General features: G+C 68.9%; 13 protein-coding genes. 5 read left to right on the top strand and 8 right to left on the bottom strand.

The features are described 5' to 3' along the window. Window positions 1-56: 56 nt before the first annotated feature. The 4 genes from LK06_RS16180 to LK06_RS16165 all read right to left on the bottom strand — a co-directional run bounded on the left by LK06_RS16180 (window position 57) and on the right by LK06_RS16165 (window position 5,573). Entirely contained in the window at window positions 57-956 is a 900-nt protein-coding gene (locus LK06_RS16180) for an LLM class flavin-dependent oxidoreductase (protein WP_043432948.1), read from the bottom strand. A gap of 61 nt (window positions 957-1,017) precedes the next feature. Continuing rightward, on the bottom strand, window positions 1,018-1,380 hold the full coding sequence (locus tag LK06_RS16175) for a hypothetical protein (protein ID WP_043407220.1): 363 nt from the start codon (window positions 1,378-1,380) through the stop codon (window positions 1,018-1,020). 54 nt (window positions 1,381-1,434) lie between these two features. Further along, complete coding sequence (locus LK06_RS16170) at window positions 1,435-2,679, bottom strand: SWIM zinc finger family protein (protein WP_039655665.1); 1,245 nt, start codon at window positions 2,677-2,679, stop codon at window positions 1,435-1,437. Then, window positions 2,676-5,573, bottom strand: a complete 2,898-nt coding sequence (locus LK06_RS16165) for a DEAD/DEAH box helicase (RefSeq protein ID WP_086083356.1) — start codon at window positions 5,571-5,573, stop codon at window positions 2,676-2,678. The genes LK06_RS16170 and LK06_RS16165 overlap by 4 nt, the downstream gene beginning before the upstream one ends. 199 nt (window positions 5,574-5,772) lie before the next feature. On the opposite strand from LK06_RS16165, the gene LK06_RS16160 reads away from it, so the two are divergent. The 3 genes from LK06_RS16160 to LK06_RS16150 all read left to right on the top strand — a co-directional run bounded on the left by LK06_RS16160 (window position 5,773) and on the right by LK06_RS16150 (window position 7,662). Then, window positions 5,773-6,021 carry a hypothetical protein gene (locus LK06_RS16160; protein ID WP_043432947.1) on the top strand — a complete coding sequence of 83 codons (249 nt, stop codon included), beginning with the start codon at window positions 5,773-5,775 and terminating at the stop codon, window positions 6,019-6,021. After that, the gene (locus tag LK06_RS16155) at window positions 6,018-6,419 is read left to right on the top strand and encodes a hypothetical protein (RefSeq protein ID WP_043432945.1); all 402 of its coding nucleotides are present in this window, start codon (window positions 6,018-6,020) and stop codon (window positions 6,417-6,419) included. The genes LK06_RS16160 and LK06_RS16155 overlap by 4 nt, the downstream gene beginning before the upstream one ends. 355 nt (window positions 6,420-6,774) lie before the next feature. Then, entirely contained in the window at window positions 6,775-7,662 is an 888-nt protein-coding gene (locus LK06_RS16150) for an HAD hydrolase family protein (RefSeq protein WP_174673883.1), read from the top strand. A 547-nt stretch (window positions 7,663-8,209) separates the two neighbouring features. On the opposite strand, the gene cydD is transcribed toward LK06_RS16150, so the two are convergent. The 4 genes from cydD to hisC form a co-directional block, all read right to left on the bottom strand. Further along, window positions 8,210-11,734, bottom strand: a complete 3,525-nt coding sequence (cydD, locus tag LK06_RS16145) for a thiol reductant ABC exporter subunit CydD (protein WP_043432942.1) — start codon at window positions 11,732-11,734, stop codon at window positions 8,210-8,212. Between the two features lie 58 nt (window positions 11,735-11,792). Beyond that, entirely contained in the window at window positions 11,793-12,797 is a 1,005-nt protein-coding gene (gene cydB, locus LK06_RS16140; protein WP_043432940.1) for a cytochrome d ubiquinol oxidase subunit II, read from the bottom strand. A 15-nt stretch (window positions 12,798-12,812) separates the two neighbouring features. After that, window positions 12,813-14,321 carry a cytochrome ubiquinol oxidase subunit I gene (locus LK06_RS16135; RefSeq protein ID WP_039655655.1) on the bottom strand — a complete coding sequence of 503 codons (1,509 nt, stop codon included), beginning with the start codon at window positions 14,319-14,321 and terminating at the stop codon, window positions 12,813-12,815. 638 nt (window positions 14,322-14,959) lie between these two features. Further along, window positions 14,960-16,066 carry a histidinol-phosphate transaminase gene (gene hisC, locus LK06_RS16125; protein ID WP_039655709.1) on the bottom strand — a complete coding sequence of 369 codons (1,107 nt, stop codon included), beginning with the start codon at window positions 16,064-16,066 and terminating at the stop codon, window positions 14,960-14,962. 427 nt (window positions 16,067-16,493) lie between these two features. Between hisC and LK06_RS16120 the strand changes: the two genes are divergently transcribed. Together LK06_RS16120 and LK06_RS16115 are read left to right on the top strand one after the other, a co-directional pair. Beyond that, window positions 16,494-17,606, top strand: coding sequence for a LacI family DNA-binding transcriptional regulator (locus tag LK06_RS16120; protein WP_071659298.1), 1,113 nt, complete (start codon window positions 16,494-16,496; stop codon window positions 17,604-17,606). Window positions 17,607-17,994: 388 nt separating this feature from the next. Next, the gene (locus LK06_RS16115) at window positions 17,995-19,074 is read left to right on the top strand and encodes a metallophosphoesterase (RefSeq protein ID WP_039655647.1); all 1,080 of its coding nucleotides are present in this window, start codon (window positions 17,995-17,997) and stop codon (window positions 19,072-19,074) included. Window positions 19,075-19,121 lie beyond the last annotated feature (47 nt).

Genomic DNA, 19,121 nt, shown 5'->3' with positions numbered 1-19,121 from the left:
GTGGTGTGCGGCACGGCCCCGGCAGGCCATGTCATTCCCCCGATGCGGGCCTTCCATCAGCCCAGCTGTGCGACCGCCTCCCTGGCGATGCGCTCGAAGACGGCCTCGTCCGCGGCGAAATCCGAGTCCGGGACCGGCCAGTGGACAACGATCTCGGTGAACCCGAGCTCCCTGTGCTGTCCGGCGAAGTCGACGAAGGCGTCCAGGGACTCCAGTGGACGGCCACGGTCCGGTGTGAAACCGGTGAGCAGAATCTTGTCCAGGGTCGTGACGTCCCGGCCGGCGTCCACACACGCCTTGCCGAGCTTCTCGATCTGCCCGCGGATGGCCTGAACCGACTGTTCCGGAGTGCCGGTCTCATACAGCTTCGGGTCACCTGTGGTGACCCATGCCTGCCCGTGCCGCGCGGCCAGCCTCAGCCCGCGCGGGCCCGTCGCGGCCACGGCGAAGGGCAGCCGGGGACGTTGGACGCAGCCGGGGACGTTACGCGCCTCGTGCGCCGAGTAGTGGTCGCCCTTGTACGACACCGCACCCTCGGTCAGCAGCCGGTCGAGTAGGGGCACGAACTCCGCGAGCCGGTCGGCGCGCTCGCGCGGGGTCCACGGCTCCTGGCCGAGGGCCGTGGCGTCGAATCCGGTGCCGCCCGCACCGATACCGAGGGTGATCCGGCCGCCGGAGATGTCGTCCAGGGAGATCAGTTCCTTGGCGAGGGTCACCGGGTGGCGGAAGTTGGGCGATGTGACGAGGGTTCCCAAACGCATACTCTGCGTAGCCGTCGCCGCAGCGGTCAGCGTGGGTACCGCCCCGAACCACGGCCCGTCCCGGAAGCTGCGCCAGGAGAGGTGGTCGTAGGTGTAGGAGGCGTGAAAGCCGAGGTCTTCGGCACGCTGCCAGACCTTCTGTCCTTCGCCCCACCTGTAGATGGGAAGGATTACGGTGCTCAGTCGCATGCCCACGACCCTATGCTCTGGCGACGGGGGCAACGGCAGCACTGGACGTCCCCGGCTGGGGCTGCCTTCAGCGCTCGCGGTAACGCTCGAAGACGCGGGCGCGCTCCTGCTCCCAGGTCCAGTCTGCGGCTGTCCGGTGAAACGGGGCCCCGCCGGCCAACTCGAAGAACTGTCCGGCCGGCCTGCCGGTCTCCTTGAGGATGACGATGGCGGAGAGCATGGGCCTGGGCCCCTTGCTGTCCCTGCGGCACGCGTCGGCCAGCAGGTGGCTGATGATGGAGCCGCGGTAGTGGACGTGGTGTCCCTCCGCCTTCAGCGCTTCGCTGAGGGACTTGTACCAGCCGTCGGTGCGGCCTTCCCACGCCCAACGCCGAAGGATCTCCATCGTCTCGTCCAGCGCTGCCACGTACTCGGCGTCGCCCAGTCTCATCCCGCCCCCGTTCTCACGTCCGGTGAACGGACGCCACGCGCACCTGCGCTGTCGTCACGTCCCAGTACGCTGCCAGACCGCGGTGAGCGCGGCAACGGGGTCGGTGGCGGCCGGTGCCGCCGGCCACCATTCGCCGTCGTTCTCCTGGAGGTAGGGGTACCAGCGGGCGTCTGGGCCGAGGCGCAACTGGATGCCGCGGTTGGTGAGGGTGAGACGGTTGCGCCAGGCCCTGATGCGCACAGGGGCGTCGGTCATCTCGGCGAGGGCCGCGGTCAGCGAGGTACGGGCCACTGCCATCGCCGACGGGTCCGGGCTGTGGGGCTGTTCGGCAACAGCGACGCCGGTCGGACCGCCGTGGCGCCAGGCGCGGGTGAGGCGGGCGAAGGCGATCGGGTTGGCGCCGGTGTTCTGGATCAGGTGGTGGAACCACTCGGGGCCAGGGTCGCTCGCTGCGATGCGTACGGCGTCCTGGTGCTGGGTCAGGCGCAGGGTGGAGGTGTCGCCGGACAGCAGTCGCGTCGCCCGCGCGGAGGCGTCGGCCATCAGGCGCTCCAGGTCCGTGCTGGTGAGACCGCTGCCGGTCGGCGCGGGAATCGGCAGCGCAGCGGCGAGGGCGGATGGTTCGGGCAGCTTGGGCAGCCTCGGGGCGTGCTCGGCCAGGGCGGCCCACGCGGCGTAGGCGCCGGCCGCGTGGATACCTGCCGGAGTGGGCGGGGTGTCCACGGTCCGGCCCGCGGTGCGGCGTGCGCGCAACTCCGCGAGAACCTCGTCCCGGCCGCGGCCCCGCAGCGCGAACAGCAGGAACGGGTCGGCGTCGATGGTGGCGGCGATGGCGTAGCAGAGCGCGGCGGCGTGTTTGCAGGGGTGGCCCCAGTCGGGGCATGAGCATTCGGGGTCGAGTTCGGTGGGCTGCGGGAGCAGGGGGACGCCGGCGTGGCGGGCGTCGTCGACGAGTTCGGCGGGCATCTCGCCGTCGAGGAGTGCGGCGAGGTGCCCGGCTCGAGCCGCGACGGTGTCGAGGAGGGTGTCCCACTGGGCGTCGGCAAGGACGGGCAGGTGGACGGCGGAGCGGTACGGGCGGGGACGGCTGCCCTGAACGTCTGCTCTGACCTGGCCGGGGGCGACGGTGACGGGGCCGACCATGCCCTGGCGGGCGTAGGTGCGCCCACGGGACAGGCGTCCCGAGTCCAGGGTGGAGTCCTCCAGGGCCGTGACCCACGCCTGGCCCCACCAGGTGGCGGCGAAGGCGCGCCTGCCGCGGGCCGGTGCGCGGCGTGGGCCGGGGAGCGAGGGGCTCATGCGGGCCTCCCCAGGGCTACGAGTTCGGCGAGGTCGGCGTCGGACAATTCGGTCAGCGCGACCTCGCCGGAACCGACGACGGCGTCGGCGAGCGCCCGCTTGGATTCCAGCAGCTTCGCCACCCTGTCCTCCACGGTGCCCTCGGCGATGAGCTTGTGGACCTGTACGGGCTTGTCCTGGCCGATGCGGTAGGCGCGGTCGGTGGCCTGGTCCTCGACGGCCGGGTTCCACCAGCGATCGTAGTGCACGACATGGGTGGCGCGGGTGAGGTTGAGTCCGGTGCCCGCGGCCTTCAACGACAGCAGGAAAACCGGCACTTCACCGCGTTGGAAGCGTTCCACCATCTCCTCGCGCCGCGCGACGGACGTGCCGCCGTGCAGGACGAGGGTGGGGATGCCTCGCTCGGCGAGGTGCTTCTCCAGGAGGGTCGCCATCTGCTTGTACTGGGTGAAGACCAGCGCCGACTCGCCCTCGGCGGTGATGGTGTCGACAAGTTCGTCGAGGAGGTCGAGTTTGCCCGAGCGGCCGTGCAGCGGTGTGGACTGACGCAGGTACTGGGCGGGGTGGTTGCAGATCTGCTTCAGCGCGGTGAGGAGCTTGAGGATCAGGCCGCGGCGGGAGATACCGTCGGCTTCGGCGATCTTCGCCATGGTTTCGCGGACCACCGCTTCGTACAGGCTCGCCTGCTCGGCGGTCAGCGGCACGACGCGATCGGTCTCGGTCTTGGCGGGCAGTTCTGGCGCGATGCCCGGGTCTGACTTCCTGCGGCGCAGCAGGAACGGACGGACGAGGCGGGACAGCCGTTCGGCGGCATGCGGGTCTTCGCCCGACTCGATCGCGCGGGCGTGGCGGTCGCGGAAGGCGGTGAGCGGGCCGAGGAGTCCAGGGGTGGTCCAGTCGAGGAGCGCCCACAACTCGGAGAGGTTGTTCTCCACGGGGGTGCCGGTGAGGGCGACGCGGGCGCGGGCGGGCAGGGCGCGCAGTTCGCGGGCGGTGACGGCGTAGGGGTTCTTGACGTGCTGGGCCTCGTCGGCGGCGATCAGCGACCAGGCGTTCTCGGCGAGAGCCTCCCGGTCGCGGCGCAGCACCCCGTATGTGGCCAGGACGATCTCGTCGTTGGCCAGGTCCTTCAAGTGGCGGTCGCCGCCGTGGTAGCGGCGCACTGGCACGGTCGGCGCGAACCTGGCCGCCTCGCGCTGCCAGTTGCCGAGCAAGGAGGTGGGGCAGACGACGAGCGTGGGACCCGCGGTGGCGGGGGCGGTCTGGCGGTGCAGGTGCAGGGCGAGCAGGGTGATGGTCTTGCCCAAACCCATGTCATCGGCGAGGCAGCCGCCGAGGCCGAGTCCGCACATCTCGGCCAGCCAGGCCAGGCCGCGCTTCTGGTAGTCGCGCAGCGTGGCCTTCAGAGCGGCGGGCTGGGCGGCGGGGGCACGGGATTCGGGGGCGCGGATACGAGCCACGAGATCGCCGAGTGCCCCGACCGCCGCGCAGGTGATCGTCTCCCCGTCCCGCTCGATCTCGCCGGTCAGCGCGGCGCCCAGTGCCTCCATGGGGGTGAGTGGTCCCATCCGGCGGCGCCGGGCGCGGGCCACCAGCTTCGGGTCGGCGACCACCCACTGGTCGCGCAGCCGGACAAGGGGGCGGCGCGCCTCGGCGAGGGCGTCCATCTCGGCCTCGGTGAGCGGCTCGCCGCCGAGCGAGAGCTGCCAGCGGAAGTCGAGGAGGGCGTCGGCGGCGAGCATGCCACCGGCGCTGGAGCCGGGTGCCGTGCGCTGTCCGATCTCCGCGGTCGCGGTGAGAGTCTTGACCAGTTCACGCGGCCAGTGCACGTCGATGCCGGCGGCCCGCAGCGTGTCGGTGGCGTCGCCCAGCAGGTCGAAGGCTTCGTCGTCGGTCAGCCGCAGCTGGTCCGGAGCGGCGTCCTTCAGCAGCCGGCCGAGTGGAGACCACACGCGGGCGCCGCGGCGCAGTGCGAGCAGCGCCTCGGTCTCGGCGCGAGGCCCGAGGAGGCGCTCGGTCTCGGACGGCTCGTTCCACAGCCGTGCGGCCTCTACGACGAGCGCCGGATCCGCCGCGGTGTGCAACTGCAGCACGGCCCGGAACTGCCGACGCCGCCCCTCGGGTACGTCGACCCGAAGTGAGACGCCGACGTCGGCGGTGAACGCGGCGACGGTCTCCTCAGCCCACTCCCGCAGGGCGGGCACGGCACGCGCCTCGCGCCAGGCGTACGGCAGCGCTCCCATCCCGAGCGGCGAAGCCGGAGTACGGACCAGGTCGTCCGCGACCGCATCGCAGAACTGCCTTAGCAGCGTGCCTGGTTCGGCGATCCGTAGCGGGCCGGGGCCGGGCTCGGGCAGACAGTGAGCGTGAGGTGGGAGGGCGGAGACAAGGGTGTCCAGTGACTGACGCTGGGCGACGGTGAAAGGGCCTGCCTGCCAGGTGTCGTAGCCAGCGGGGGTGAGGGCCGGGTGGAGACGACCGTCGGCGAGCAGCCTTAGCGCGAAGCGGGCGGCGGCCTGCCAGGCGGCGGCGGACGGGTGCGGTGGCTGCGCCCCGGCCAGGGCGGACACGGCGAGGGCGACGGGGAGCGCGTAGCCCTCCACCCTGCGCCGCCGGACCGACCGGCCGTGCGGCAGCACCAGTTCCACCGACTCGGGTTGGACGCTCGCGGGCACTGTGCCGTCTGCCGCCGCTGCCCCGGTGGGCTTCCAGAGCAGCAGCCGTCCGAGGCGGGCAGGCTCGCCGGGCAGGAACACCGCCGCCCAGCCGCCGTCCAGGAGGGTAACTGCGAAGGCGGTTGCCTCCGGGTCGGCGAGTGGTGGTGTGACCCTCGTGTTGGTACGTGGTTCTCGTACGACGACCCGTGCCACGCTCTTTGCCCCATCGTCTTCCATGCGGCCCTCACCGCATCCCGCTTATCAGGCAGGCCCATCATGGCGGGGCAGGGCAGCCTTGCTCAAACCCGGATGCCGGGTGGCTGTCCCTTTTCGGCGAGTACGGCTTCGGTGTCAGTGGTACCGGGTAATCTGCGACCTCGTGCCAACGTGTACCGAGCGCGAGGACTCGGGGCGCATATCGCAGTATGCTCAGGTCATGGCGGACACGACACGCTTCACGGTGACGCTGCCGACCGAGCAGGTCGCCGAGCTGAGAAAGCTCACCGACAACGTCTCCGGGTATGTTGCCGAGGCGGTGGCACGACAGCTGCGGCACCAGCTGCTCGGCGCCGACCTGCTGCGTCACCAGGAGGAGCACGGGGATTTCACCGAGGAGGAGCTGGCAGAGGCCCGCTCCGGGATCTTCGGGACGACGGGCACAGGTGGGTCGGCGAGTGCGGCGTGAACAAGCACGTCGAGACCGTCGTCCTGGACTCCCAGGGGGTCTCCGCCTGGATTGCCCAGCACCGCAAGATCCTCGCGATGTTCCACGTGTTTCATGCCATGGGTGCCGATTTCGTCATCGGAGCCAACACCATTGTGGAAGTCAGCCATGCGCGGGTGAACATGCCCCGGCTGCGGTGGGTGCTGTCCCGCGTCAAGGTCGAGCCGGTGACTGAGAACGCAGCGAAAGCGTCTGCGGAACTACTCAAGGCCGCAGGTCTGCATGGCCACACGTACGCGATCGACGCGACTGTCGCCGAGATGGCACTGCGCCAGCCCGGGCCGGTGGCCATACTGACGTCCGACGTTGACGACATGGCCCGGCTGTGCGGTGACCGAGTCCGGCTCATCGGCATCTGAGTGCGGAAGTGCGGTTGCCGTCCCCGGCCCAAAGCGAATTCCCCAGGTGCAGGTCGCACCCGGGTGCGCCGAGGCCAGATCCGGACAAGATCGTGCTCACCGGTTTCGCCCGATTCGAAGCCGCCCGGTGTCGCCTCTGGGCCGCCGTCATGAACATCGCCACCGCTGGCAGGAGCCGGGCTTCGCTGAGATCGTCGTGCACCAGCCCGTCCCGGACAACGGTTTCGCCAGGAACGAGAAGGTCCGAGGTGGTCTTCGAGCGAATTGGCCCGGCGGCACCCGCCCGGTCCGCTGGGGCGCACCAGGCGTCATCTGTGTCTCATCTGTGCGGAGTGCCGCACGGCCGTGCGGGCATATGCGCGAGAATGACCGGGTGACCTCAGCGACCAGACAGCCCGAAACCCCTGCCGCCGCACCGCCCCCGCGGCTGATTGCCACCGACCTCGACGGAACGCTGCTGCGCGACGACAAGTCGGTCTCCCCTCGGACTGTCGCCGCGCTGGCTGCCGCCGAGGAGGCGGGCATCGAGGTCTTCTTCGTCACCGGCCGGCCGGCTCGCTGGATGGACATCGTCAGTGACCACGTCCACGGCCACGGCCTGGCAATCTGCGGCAACGGGGCAGCCGTGGTCGACCTGCACGGCGGCCCCGGCGCCCACCGGTTCGTGAAGGTACGCGAGCTGGCCCGGGAGAGGGCCCTGGACGCCGTACAACTGCTGCGCCAGGCGGCACCCGGCACAGTGTTCGCGGTCGAGCAGACGTACGGTTTCCACCAGGAGCCGAACTATCCCAAACTGCACATGGAAATACCGGATCATCTCCTGCCCGCCGAGGAACTGCTCGCCTCCGGCGGGCCGGACGCCGACCAACCCGTGCTGAAGATCCTCGCCTACCACCCCGCCCTCGACCCCGACGCCTTCCTCGCTCTCGCCCGGCTGGCCATCGGCGGTCACGCCAACGTCACCCGCTCCAGCCCGAGCGCCCTGCTGGAACTGAGCGGTGCCGGCGTCTCCAAGGCCAGCACCCTCGCCCTGTGCTGCGCCGAGCGCGGCATCTCCCACAACGAAGTCGTGGCCTTCGGGGACATGCCCAACGACGTCGAGATGCTGACGTGGGCCGGCCGGTCGTATGCGATGGGCAACGCCCATCCGGACGTCGTCACCGCAGCATCGGGCCGTACGGTCGCCAACAACGAGGACGGGGTGGCGCTCGTGATCGAGCAACTGCTCACACCACACGTCTAGTTCTACATCCGGCCCCGCTCCCCGTTGCTTCCGCTCTGGTGGTCGCCGCAACACCCCAGCTCAAGGGATGCGATGGACTTCAGGATTCAGGAGAGCCGGAAGGAACAAGGGTCCCGCAAGCCGAGCGGGGAACGGGAGACGGTGGGCACCGAACCGAACAGCCGCCCACGCGGGACCCTCTGCTGGAACACCCCAGCCGAGCGTCTCGCCGAGCTCCTGACATCAGCCAGTTGATCACTCGTGTGGCAACGGCCCCTGGAATTCGCCTCCCCCGGGCACGGTGTCTCCCGCATTGCTCTCGTCCCGCCGTCGTCCCGCAGTGGGTCTGCCGTTGGTCTGCCCGGTGGAGGCCCGTGCCTCTGTGTCCGCCGTGCCCCGGGAACAACGGGTCGCCCTTGGCGCCTCGTCGCCGCAACGACCCGAGGCGACCGCCAGGGCATCCGCCGTCCCGCCCCGACCAGTGATCGGGGTAGCCCGTCCCCCGCAGCAACCGGTCACCGAGGTATCCCTGCACCCCGAGGCCAACCGGCCGCCGGAGCGACAACGGTCACTCCGCACCGACCAGCATCTCCGCCTCCGCCTCCCGCCGTGCCATCTCACGCAGCGGCCCGTCCACCGCAACCAGCTCCGTGTACGACCCCCGCTGCACCACCTGGCCCGCATCGAGCACGATCACCTCGTCCACCATGTCCAGCCCCGCCAGCCGATGGGTGATCAACAGCGTTGTACGGCCCTCCGTGGCAGCCAGCAGATCGGCCGTGAGCGCATCGGCCGTCGCCAGGTCCAGGTGTTCAGCGGGTTCGTCGAGGACCAACACGGGGAAGTCGGCGAGCAGCGCGCGAGCAAGCACCAATCGCTGCCGCTGACCGCCGGACAGCCGTGCACCATGCTCGCCAATGAGCGTGTCGAGGCCATCGGGCAGCCCGTCCGCCCAGTCCAGCAGCCGGGTCCGGGCCAGCACCCGGCGCAGGTCGGACTCGGTGGCGTCCTTCCTGGCCAACAGCAGATTCTCGCGCACCGAACTATCGAAGAGATGCGCGTCCTGCGCACACAGCCCGACCAACCGCCGTACGTCGTCACCGGCCAGCGCGTACGCGTCCACGCCAGCAAGCGTGTACGAGCCGGCCAGTGGGTCGAGGAAGCGCAGCAACACTTGGGCGAGGGTGGTCTTGCCGGAACCGGACGCCCCGACCACCGCGATCCGCCGCCCCTCCTCCAGCGTGAGATCGCAACCGGCCAACGCGTTGCGTCGTTGCCCCTCATACCGTGCGGCCACCCCCGCAACCACCACTGGAAACGGCGAGGTGGGTGCCTGCCGGGGCTGCTCGGGCTCCCGCACGGGCTCCGGGGCGTCCAGCACCTCGTACACGCGCTCTGCACTCCGCCGCACCCGCTGCCGATAGCGCACTGCGAGTGGTAGCCCCAGCACGGCTTCGAACGCGGCCAACGGGGTAAGGACAACCACGGCCATCGCCACGCCGGAGAGCCGGCCCGCAGCCACCGCCTGAGTGCCGAGCAGCGCAGCGGTCGTGACGGTGAGGCCGGAGATCAGGGCGGTGAGCCCGTCGCCCAACGCGGTGATGGCCGCGGCGCGCGAGGCGATCCGGGTGAGGGTGCCGTCGGCCTGCCGGGCAGCATTCCTCCGGGCAGGCAGCGCACCGGCAACGGCCAACTCGGAGGTGCCGGTGAGCAGATCGGTCACCCGGGTGGCCAGCACCCCCCTGGCGGGTGCCAGTCGACGCTCCGTCCGCCGGGCCGCAGTTGCGGTCACCACGGGTACGCCGACACCGGCTGCTAGCAGGCCCACCGCGAGGGCGGCCCCCGCCTCGGGCAGCAGCCATGCCGCAAAGCCGACCGAGGCGGCAGAAACGGCCGCGGCGACGCCGGCAGGCAGCAGCCAGCGCAGCCAGTAGTCCTGAAACGCGTCCACATCCGCGACCAGCCGGGTGAGTAGATCGCCGCGGCGAGCAGTGCGCAGCCCCACTGGGGAGAGACGTTCCAGGCGCTGGTAGACCGCGCCCCGGACATCGGCCAGCATCCGGAGCACGGCGTCGTGTGACACCAGCCGCTCGGCGTACCGGAACACGGCTCGTCCGATGCCGAAGGCTCGCGTCGCCGTCACAGCCACCATCAGGTACAGCACGGGAGGCTGCTGCGAGGCTCGCGAGATGAGCCAACCGGAGGTGGCCATCAGCCCGACGGCGCTGCCGAACGCCAGGCTACCGAGCAGCAGGGCAAGGACGAGCCGCCCGCGCCGGGGCCCGGCCATCGCCCGGACCCGGGCGAGGATGCCACGCGGCCCGAGCGCCGGTTCGACACGGCCTTCGGTACCGGTCTGCCCCTCGGCGCCCTCACGCCCCCGGGCATCGGCGCTCTCACTGCCCCCTGTCTCCCGCGCGGCCAACTGCGCCGGCCGCACGCCGGCCAGTGTCCTCGGCAACTCAACCGCGTCCAGGCGCACCACCCGGTCCGCCACTTCCAGCAGCGCCGGCCGGTGCACCACCAGCAGTACCGTGCGGCCGGCCGCGAGCCGCCGTACCGCGGCCACGACCTCGGCCTCCGTCGCCCCGTCCAGTGCGGCCGTCGGCTCGTCCAACAGGAGCACGGGACGATCCGCGAGAAATGCCCGAGCCAGGGCCAGCCGCTGCCGCTGCCCGGCCGACAGGCCTACCCCGTCCTCCCCGAGCACCGCGTCGACACCGGCGGGCAGCGTGTCCACGAACTCCAGTGCGCCGGCGTCCCGCAGTGCCCGGCGTACGGCGCTGTCGTCCGCATCGGGCCGAGCCAGCCGCACGTTCTCCGCAATGGTCCCGGCGTACAGGTGCGGCCGTTGCGGCACCCAGGCGATCCGCAACCTCCATTCCTCCAGATCAAGGCCGGCGAGATCGGTGCCAGCGACTCGGACGCGCCCCTCGGTCGGCTGCACGAACCCCAACAGCACGTTCAGCAGCGTCGACTTACCCACACCGCTCGGTCCGACCAGTGCGACGGTCTCGCCGGGCTCGACGGTGAAGGACACATCGGTCACGGCATCGGCGGAACGGCCGGGATAGCGGACGGTGACCCCTTCAAAGGCCACCTCTCCCGTCGGCGCCTCACGGGTGCCGGCCGCTGGGACCGGCGTCTCCAGCACGGTGAAGATCTCCTCCGCGGCGGCAAGCCCTTCAGCCGCCGCGTGGTACTGCGCACCCACCTGACGCAACGGCAGATAGGCCTCGGGCGCGAGCACGAGAATCACCAGGCCGGTGTACAGGTCCATGTCTCCGTGCACCAGCCGCATGCCGATCGCCACGGCGACCAGCGCGACCGACAAGGTGGCGAGCAGCTCCAGCGCGAAAGAGGAGAGGAAGGCGATCCGCAGGGTCCGCATCGTGGCCTGGCGGTACTCACCGGTGATTCTGCGGATGGACTCGGCCTGCGCCTTGGCCCGGCCGAACACCTTCAGTGTGGGCAGGCCCGCGACCACGTCCAGGAAGTGTCCGGACAGCCGGGACAGCAGACGCCACTGCCGGTCCATCCGGGACTGGGTGGCCCATCCGATCAGCATCATGAAGAGCGGGATGAGCGGCAGGGTGCCGATGATGATCGCCGCTGACACCCAGTCTTCGGTCACGATCCGTGCCAGCACCGCCACTGGCACGACCACCGCGAGTCCCAGTTGCGGGAGATAGCGGGAGAAATAGTCGTCCAGGGCGTCAACCCCGCGCGTAGCCAGGGTGACCAGGGAGCCGGTCCGCTGCCCGCCCAGCCAACCGGGGCCGAGGAGAGTCGCCTGGTCGAGAAGCCGTCCCCGCAGTTCGGACTTCACCGCCGCGCTCGCCCGGTGGGCGGCGAGTTCGGTAAGCCAGGACACTAGTGCCCGGCCACCGGCGATCCCCGCCAGGAGCAGTAGGGGAGTGGCCAGTTCACTGACGGTCCTGCCCCGCTGGAAGGCGCCGACTACGACATCGGCGACAAGCATGGCCTGGGCGATGACCAGACCGGCGCCAACCGCTCCCAGGGCGACGACCGCCACGAGGAAGAGACGCGTGGCCTGGGCGTAGCGGAGGAGACGCGGATCAATTGGTTTCACGTGAACACGTCTTTCGGTCACAGGGGTGTGTTTCACGTGAAACACACCCCTGTCGGACTCAGTGCGCGATTTCGGCGATGTGTTGTGTACCGATCCGCTTGCGGAACACCCAGTAGGTCCAACCCTGGTAGAGCAGGACAATCGGTGTGGCGACCGCCGCACACCAGGTCATGATCTTCAGGGTGTACGGGCTGGACGAGGCGTTGCTGACCGTCAGGCTCCAGTCCCCGTTGAGCGTGGACGGCATGACGTTCGGGAAGAGCGACAGGAACAGCATCGCCACAGCAGCCACGATGGTGACACCGGAGAGAGTGAACGACCATCCCTCGCGCCCGAACTGATTGGCCACCAGCGCGGCCACCAGCGCAACAGCCGCGACGATCAGGGCCACCAGGCTCTCGCCGTCACCACTGTCAGCCTGCGTCCACAACAGGAAGGCGAGCGCTAGGACAGCGGTGGTGAGTCCGACCCACAAGGCCAGCTTCCGGGCCCGGGCCCGGATGTCCCCCACCGTCTTGAGCGCGGTGAACACCGCACCGTGGAAGGTGAACAGGGTAAGCGTCACCAGACCGCCCAGCAGGGCATAGGGGTTGAGCAGGTCCCAGAAGCTGCCGACGTACTCGAAGTGCTGGTTGATCTTCACACCACGCACGATGTTCCCGAAGGCAACGCCCCACAGCAAGGCCGGGACCAGCGATGTCCAGAAGATCGCTGTCTCCCAGTTACGTTGCCAGCTCTCCTCTGACCGCTTCGCCCTGTATTCGAAGGCGACGCCCCGGACGATCAGACAGACCAGGATGATCAGCAGGGGCAGATAGAAGCCGGAGAAGAGTGTCGCGTACCACTCCGGGAAGGCAGCGAAGGTTGCGCCGCCCGCTGTGAGCAGCCACACCTCGTTTCCGTCCCAGACAGGCCCGATGGTGTTGATGAGCACCCGCCGCTCGGCCCGGTTGCGGGCCAGCAGTTTGGTGAGGATACCGACCCCGAAATCGAAGCCCTCCAGGAAGAAGTAGCCGGTCCACAGGACGGCGATCAGGACGAACCAGACGTCGTGAAGTTCCATGACTGTCCCCTCGGCCTAGTACGAGAAGGCCATCGGCTTGTCGGCGTCACCCATGTCGCCGCCGATCTTCGTGGGCGGGTTGAGGTCGTCTTCGGTCAGCTCGGGCGGGCCGGCCTTGACGTACTTCGCGAGCAGCTTGATCTCGACCACGGCGAGGATCGCGTACAACGCGGTGAAAACAATCATCGAGGTGAGGACCTCCCCCTGGGAGACACCGGGGGATACCGCGTTCCGGGTCTGTAGGACTCCGTAGACGACCCATGGCTGGCGACCCATCTCGGTGAAGATCCAGCCCCACGAGTTGGCGATCAGGGGGAAGGCCAGGGTCCAGACGGCGATGCGCCAGTACCAGACGGTCAGCTTGGGGCTAAGCGCCTTGTTCTTGAACAGCACCAGATGCGGTACCTCGTCATCACCGACCCGCAGGTGCTGCGGCAGCATGAACTTCTTGCGGGTCAGCCAGAGCCCGGCCAGGCCGATGGCGAAGGAGGCCATGCCGAAGCCGATCATCCAGCGGAATCCCCAGAAGGCAACCGGGATGTTGGGCCGGTAGTCACCGGGACCGAACTTCTGCTGTTCGGCCTTGTTGACGTCGTTGATGCCAGGGACGTACGAGCCGAAGTCGTCGTTGGCGAGGAAGGACAGGAGACCGGGAATCTCTATGGCCACCGTGTTGTGGCCCTTTTCCACATCACCGTAGGCGAAGATCGAGAACGGTGCGGAGTCCTGGCCGTTCCAGAGAGCCTCAGCAGCAGCCATCTTCATCGGCTGCTGCTTGAACATGACCTTACCCAGCACGTCCCCGCTGACCGCGGTGAGCAGACCGGCAACGACGACCGTAACCAGGCCGAGCCGCAGCGAAGTCTTCATCTCGCGGATGTGCTTCTTGCGGGCCAGGTGGTAGGCGGCGATGCCGACCATGAAGGCACCACCGGTCAGGAAGGCCGCAGACAGGGTGTGGAAGACCTGGCTGAGCGCAGTGTTCTGGGTCAGCACGGCCCAGAAGTCGGTCAGCTCCGCGCGCCCCTTCGCCTTGTCGATCTTGTAGCCGACCGGGTGCTGCATCCAGGAGTTGGCTGCGAGGATGAAGTACGCCGACAGAACCGTGCCGATCGCGACCATCCAGATGCAGGCCAAGTGGATCTTCTTGGGCAACTTGTCCCATCCGAAGATCCACAGCCCGATGAACGTGGACTCGAAGAAGAAGGCGATCAGCGCCTCGAAGGCGAGTGGGGCGCCGAAGATGTCACCGACGAAGCGCGAGTAGTCGGACCAGTTCATGCCGAACTGGAACTCCTGCACGATTCCGGTGACCACACCCATCGCAATATTGATCAAGAAAAGCTTGCCCCAGAACTTCGTGGCCCTGAGGTACTTCTCCTTCTCCGTACGCACCCAGGCGGTCTGCAGTCCGGCCGTGAGGGCAGCCAGGGAGATCGTCAACGGGACGAACAAAAAGTGGTAGACGGTGGTGATGCCGAACTGCCAGCGCGCCAGTGTCTCCGGCGCCAAAGCCAATTCCACGTCGTCAGCTCCTTACATCGCGCGTGGTAGCGGCAGTTTGCCCCTTTTGCCACATGCATCATGGGAGCAACCGGGACACGCTTGTGAACGCGTTCACATTCACAAGTCATTATGACCCACCGATTTTCAGCCGGATAGGGCAGGGTGGCCCTACGACCAGGGAGTCAGGACCTTGATTGCAGCTTCAACATCTCGTTGAAGTTCATGCCGTGCAGATACCGATCCCTTGGCTAAGGGCAACATCACCGCGCCCCCGACAGGGAGGCATCGACCGCACGGCTCCCGCCAAGGCGTGGGCAGCCACCTCTACTACGCACACATGGGGCGAATGGGTACATTTCTGTACAGGAGTATCTGTTTCACGTGAAACGGATGCCCAGAAGATGCTGCCCCGGGCACGGTGGCCTTCTGCACGGACGGCGACGCACATGCCCTGCCTTACGACCCCACCCTGGCCTCTCAACGGCCGGGGTCCCCCCGAACGAAGTTCGGGGGGACCCCGGAATGCCCCCTCGCTAGCCCCTGCGATCTCCTCGGGGGCGTGGACGAGGACGCCGATGTCCTGGCGACCGTACGAGACGGCGACCCCGTACACATGGAACTGGTGGAACTGATCGTCGAGTAGACCGGCCGCGGAGCTAGAGCTCCTTACGGAACGCCTCCGTCGCCCTCAGGAAGATGTCGTTCGCCTCGGTCTCCCCGATCGTCACCCGCACGCCCTCGCCCGGGAACGGCCGGACCACCACGCCGTGCTCCTCACAGGCCTGCGCGAACGCAGTCGTACGCTCCCCCAGCCGCAGCCACACGAAGTTGGCTTGTGTCTCCGGCACCGTCCAGCCCTGGCCACGCAGCGCGTCGACCACGCGCGTGCGCTCGCACACCAGGGAGCCGACCCGGCCCAGCAACTCGTCCTCGGCCCGTAGTGAAGCCACCGCCGCGTCCTGCGCGAGCTGGCTCACCCCGAACGGCACCGCCGTCTTGCGCAGCGCCGCCGCCACCGGCTCATGAGCGATCGCGAAACCGACACGCAGCCCGGCGAGCCCGTAGGCCTTGGAGAACGTGCGCAGCACACAGACGTTGGGCCGCTCCCGGTACAGCTCGACGCCGTCCGGCACCTCGGGGTCGCGGATGAACTCCCGGTAGGCCTCGTCCAGCACCACCAATACGTCCCCGGGGACCCGGTCCAGGAACCGCTCCAGCTCGGCCCGCCGCACCACCGTGCCAGTCGGGTTATTGGGGTTGCAAACGAAGATCAGACGCGTCCGGTCGGAAATCGCGTCCGCCATCGCGTCCAGGTCGTGCACATCACCCGGCGTGAGTGGCACCCGCACCGACCGCGCGCCGCTGATCTGCGTGATGATCGGGTAGGCCTCGAAAGACCGCCAGGCGTACATCACCTCGTCGCCCGGACCACTGGTGGCCTGGAGCAGCTGCTGGGCGACGCCCACAGAGCCGGTACCGGTGGCCAGGTGAGTGACCGGGACACCGAAGCGTTCCGACAACTCGCCCATCAGCCCGGTGCAGGCCATGTCCGGATAGCGGTTGAAGTTGTGGGCAGCCGCAGTCACGCTCTCCATCACGCCGGGCAGCGGCGGATACGGGTTCTCGTTGGAGGACAACTTGTAGGCGACCGGACCATCGGCCGCAGCGCCTCCAGCGGCAGCCGCAGATTGGATACTCCGCCCCGGCTTGTAGGTGGGGACGCCCTCCAGCTCGGCGCGCAGCTTGGGGCTCATCTCGCTCACCGCAGTCCTCCTCGCGACCACCAGCGGACCGTCGACACCGCCGGCTTCCAATACTGCTCACCTTATGAGGATTCGGCGCCGCTGCGTACAGGTGCGGGACGGCAAGAGATGAACCTCATGGCCCCCTGGGCATCGCGGGCATCACCGTACGAAGCGTGCGTTTCGGGGGGCGCACTGTACATATATCTATGCGCCGGTGGCTCGCGCCGTGGCGCGCATCCCTCGTGAAGGTGAGTTGAGACCTCTTCGAGACATCGACTACTTGGCAGGTTCACACGCGTCAACAAGCCAGGTCATGGCATCAAAACCATCAACTACCTTAGTTTCCAAGGAAGTTGCTGCAATACGACCATGCAGAAACGTACCTTCCAAGGCGTGCATATGCGTCCGCACTACCCCACCGCATGAGCCCTACTATCGGCTCGCCATGACAGCAGCAGGGAAGCACCAGGTGAGCCGCGCGGAAACCTCACGTCGAGGCAGTCGGCCGAGCCGGGCGGGCATCAGAGACGTGGCCGCCGCCGCCGGAGTCTCCATCACGACCGTCTCCGATGCCCTAAACGGCAAGGGCCGGCTCCCGGATGCCACCCGGCGCCATGTCCGCGAAGTCGCGGACCGGCTGGGGTACCGGCCCTCGGCCGCCGCCCGTACCCTCCGTACCGGCAAGTCGGGACTGATCGGCCTGACCGTGACGACGTACGGGGATGAACCTTTCACCTTCACCGAGTTCGCGTACTTCGCCGAAATGGCCCGGGCCGCCACATCGGCGGCACTCGCCCGCGGCTACGCCCTTGTCATCCTGCCCGCGACCTCCCGCCACGATGTGTGGTCCAACGTCGCCCTGGACGGCACGGTGGTCATCGACCCCTCCGACCAGGACCCGGTCGTCAGCGAACTCGTCCGACAGGGTGTGCCCGTCGTCTCCGACGGCCGCCCGGCCGGCACGCTCCCGGTCACAGCCTGGGTCGACAACGACCACGAGGCCGCAGTGCTCGGCATCCTCGACCATCTCGCCGACGCCGGTGCCCGCCGGATCGGCCTGCTCACGGGCACCACCACGGACACGTACACCCACCTGTCCACCACCGCCTACCTGCACTGGTGTGAGCGGGTCGGCCAGGACCCGGTATACGAGGCCTACCCCGCACACGATCCGTGCGCAGGCGCCGTCGCCGCCGACCGGCTACTCGCCCGACCCGACCGGCCCGACGCCGTCTACGGCCTGTTCGACCCCAACGGCACCGACCTACTCGCCGCCGCCCGCCGCTACGGACTGCGCGTGCCGGATGATCTGCTGCTGGTGTGCTGCAGCGAGTCCACCGTGTACGCCAACACCGAGCCGTCCATCACCACGCTCTCCCTGAAGCCGCGCCGCATCGGCACGGCCGTCGTTCAGCTGCTCATCGACGCCATCGAGGGCGTCGATGCGGACCATCCGGTCGAGCAGGTGATACCGACCGAGCTGATCGTGCGTACCTCCTCCCAGCGACGCCCCCCGCGCACGACGGTCAGCCCGCCACGGACCCCAGACGACAGGTAGCCGCTCCCAGGCGCGGAAGCCGGCGTCCGGTCCGGTGCCGGCTCCGGGGCGGATCCCCTGGGAGCCGGGCACTCCGGTCGCCAGGCGAGATTCCGGCGTCCGAACCCGGGGCACACGGCCGGACCTACGCGCGGTTGCCCGGATCCCGAGGACCGCTCGGCCGCAGGTGCGAACAGTCCGGCGAGCATCCGCGTCCGGCCGACAGCCTGCCGAACACCTGACCAAACGGGGCGAAAGCCGCGGTGAGCTGGAGTCTTGTTCCGATTCACCACCCCTGGGTCATCACACGGCGCGACGTGCATTCCTATGATGGGCCCACGACACCGCGGACCGCTGCGACCAGGCAGTCCGATGCGGTGCAGATGCGGCGCGATGGTGGAGGGGTCTGATGACTCAGGGGGCCGGTCAAGGACCCGAGGCGGAGCGCACGGCGACGCTGCGCGACTTCCGGGTGCCCGCGTATGTGCACGAGACCGGTCCGTACACTCACGGCGCCCACCCCAGCGGTGCCGTCCCACCCGGTGACGACACCTACCCGGAGGGCTATACGCCCACCCAGCGCGATCTGCCCGTCATCAACCGCGGGGACACCCTGCAGGTCCCCGTCGCCCCAGCCCCCGCCGCCACGGCCCCCCACCCGGTGAACGGCCCGGGACCGCTGTACGTCGTCGGCGACGTACACGGATACCTGGACGAACTGCTGGCCGCCCTGCAGGAACAGGGGTTGATCAACTCCTCTGGCCAGTGGTGCGCGGGTACCAGTCGGCTGTGGTTCCTGGGCGACTTCACCGACCGGGGCCCGGACGGCATCGGCGTCATCGACCTGGTGATGCGGCTGTCCGCCGAGGCCGCCGCGGCCGGCGGCTACTGCAAGGCCCTTATGGGCAACCACGAACTGCTACTGCTCGGCGCCAAGCGGCTCGGCGACACCCCTGTCAACTCCGGTGCCGGCACGGCCACTTTCGAGGCCGCCTGGCTGCTCAACGGCGGCCAGAAGACTGACATGGACCGCCTACAGGACCACCACCTGCAGTGGATGGCCCGCCTGGACGCCGTCGAAGAAGTCGACGGCTATCTACTGATCCACTCCGATACCACCGCCTACCTCGACTACGGCGACTCGATCGAGGCGGTCAACGACACCATCCGCGAGACCTTGACCCGCAACGACGCCGACGAGTGCTGGGATCTGTTCCGCAAGTTCACCAAGCGCTTCTCCTTCCGCGACGAGGGCGGTGCAGACGCCGTGCGGTCCCTTCTTGATACGTACGGCGGCACCCGGGTCGTTCACGGCCACAGCCCCATCCCCTATCTGCTCGGCGAGGTCGGCTCCGAGGACGGCGAGGAGGACACCGGTCCGGCCGTCGAGGGTCCGCACGTCTACGCCGACGGACTCGCCATCGCCATGGACGGTGGAGTGACCATGGCCGGAAAACTCCTGGTCCAGCAACTTCCCTTGGGAAGCTGACGGTTCCGGGAGAAGACGTCTCACGGCACAGTACGCGCGGACCGGCA

This window comes from Streptomyces pluripotens, from assembly GCF_000802245.2.
Classification (GTDB): domain Bacteria; phylum Actinomycetota; class Actinomycetes; order Streptomycetales; family Streptomycetaceae; genus Streptomyces; species Streptomyces pluripotens.
This window is presented reverse-complemented; position numbering and strand designations above follow the sequence as displayed.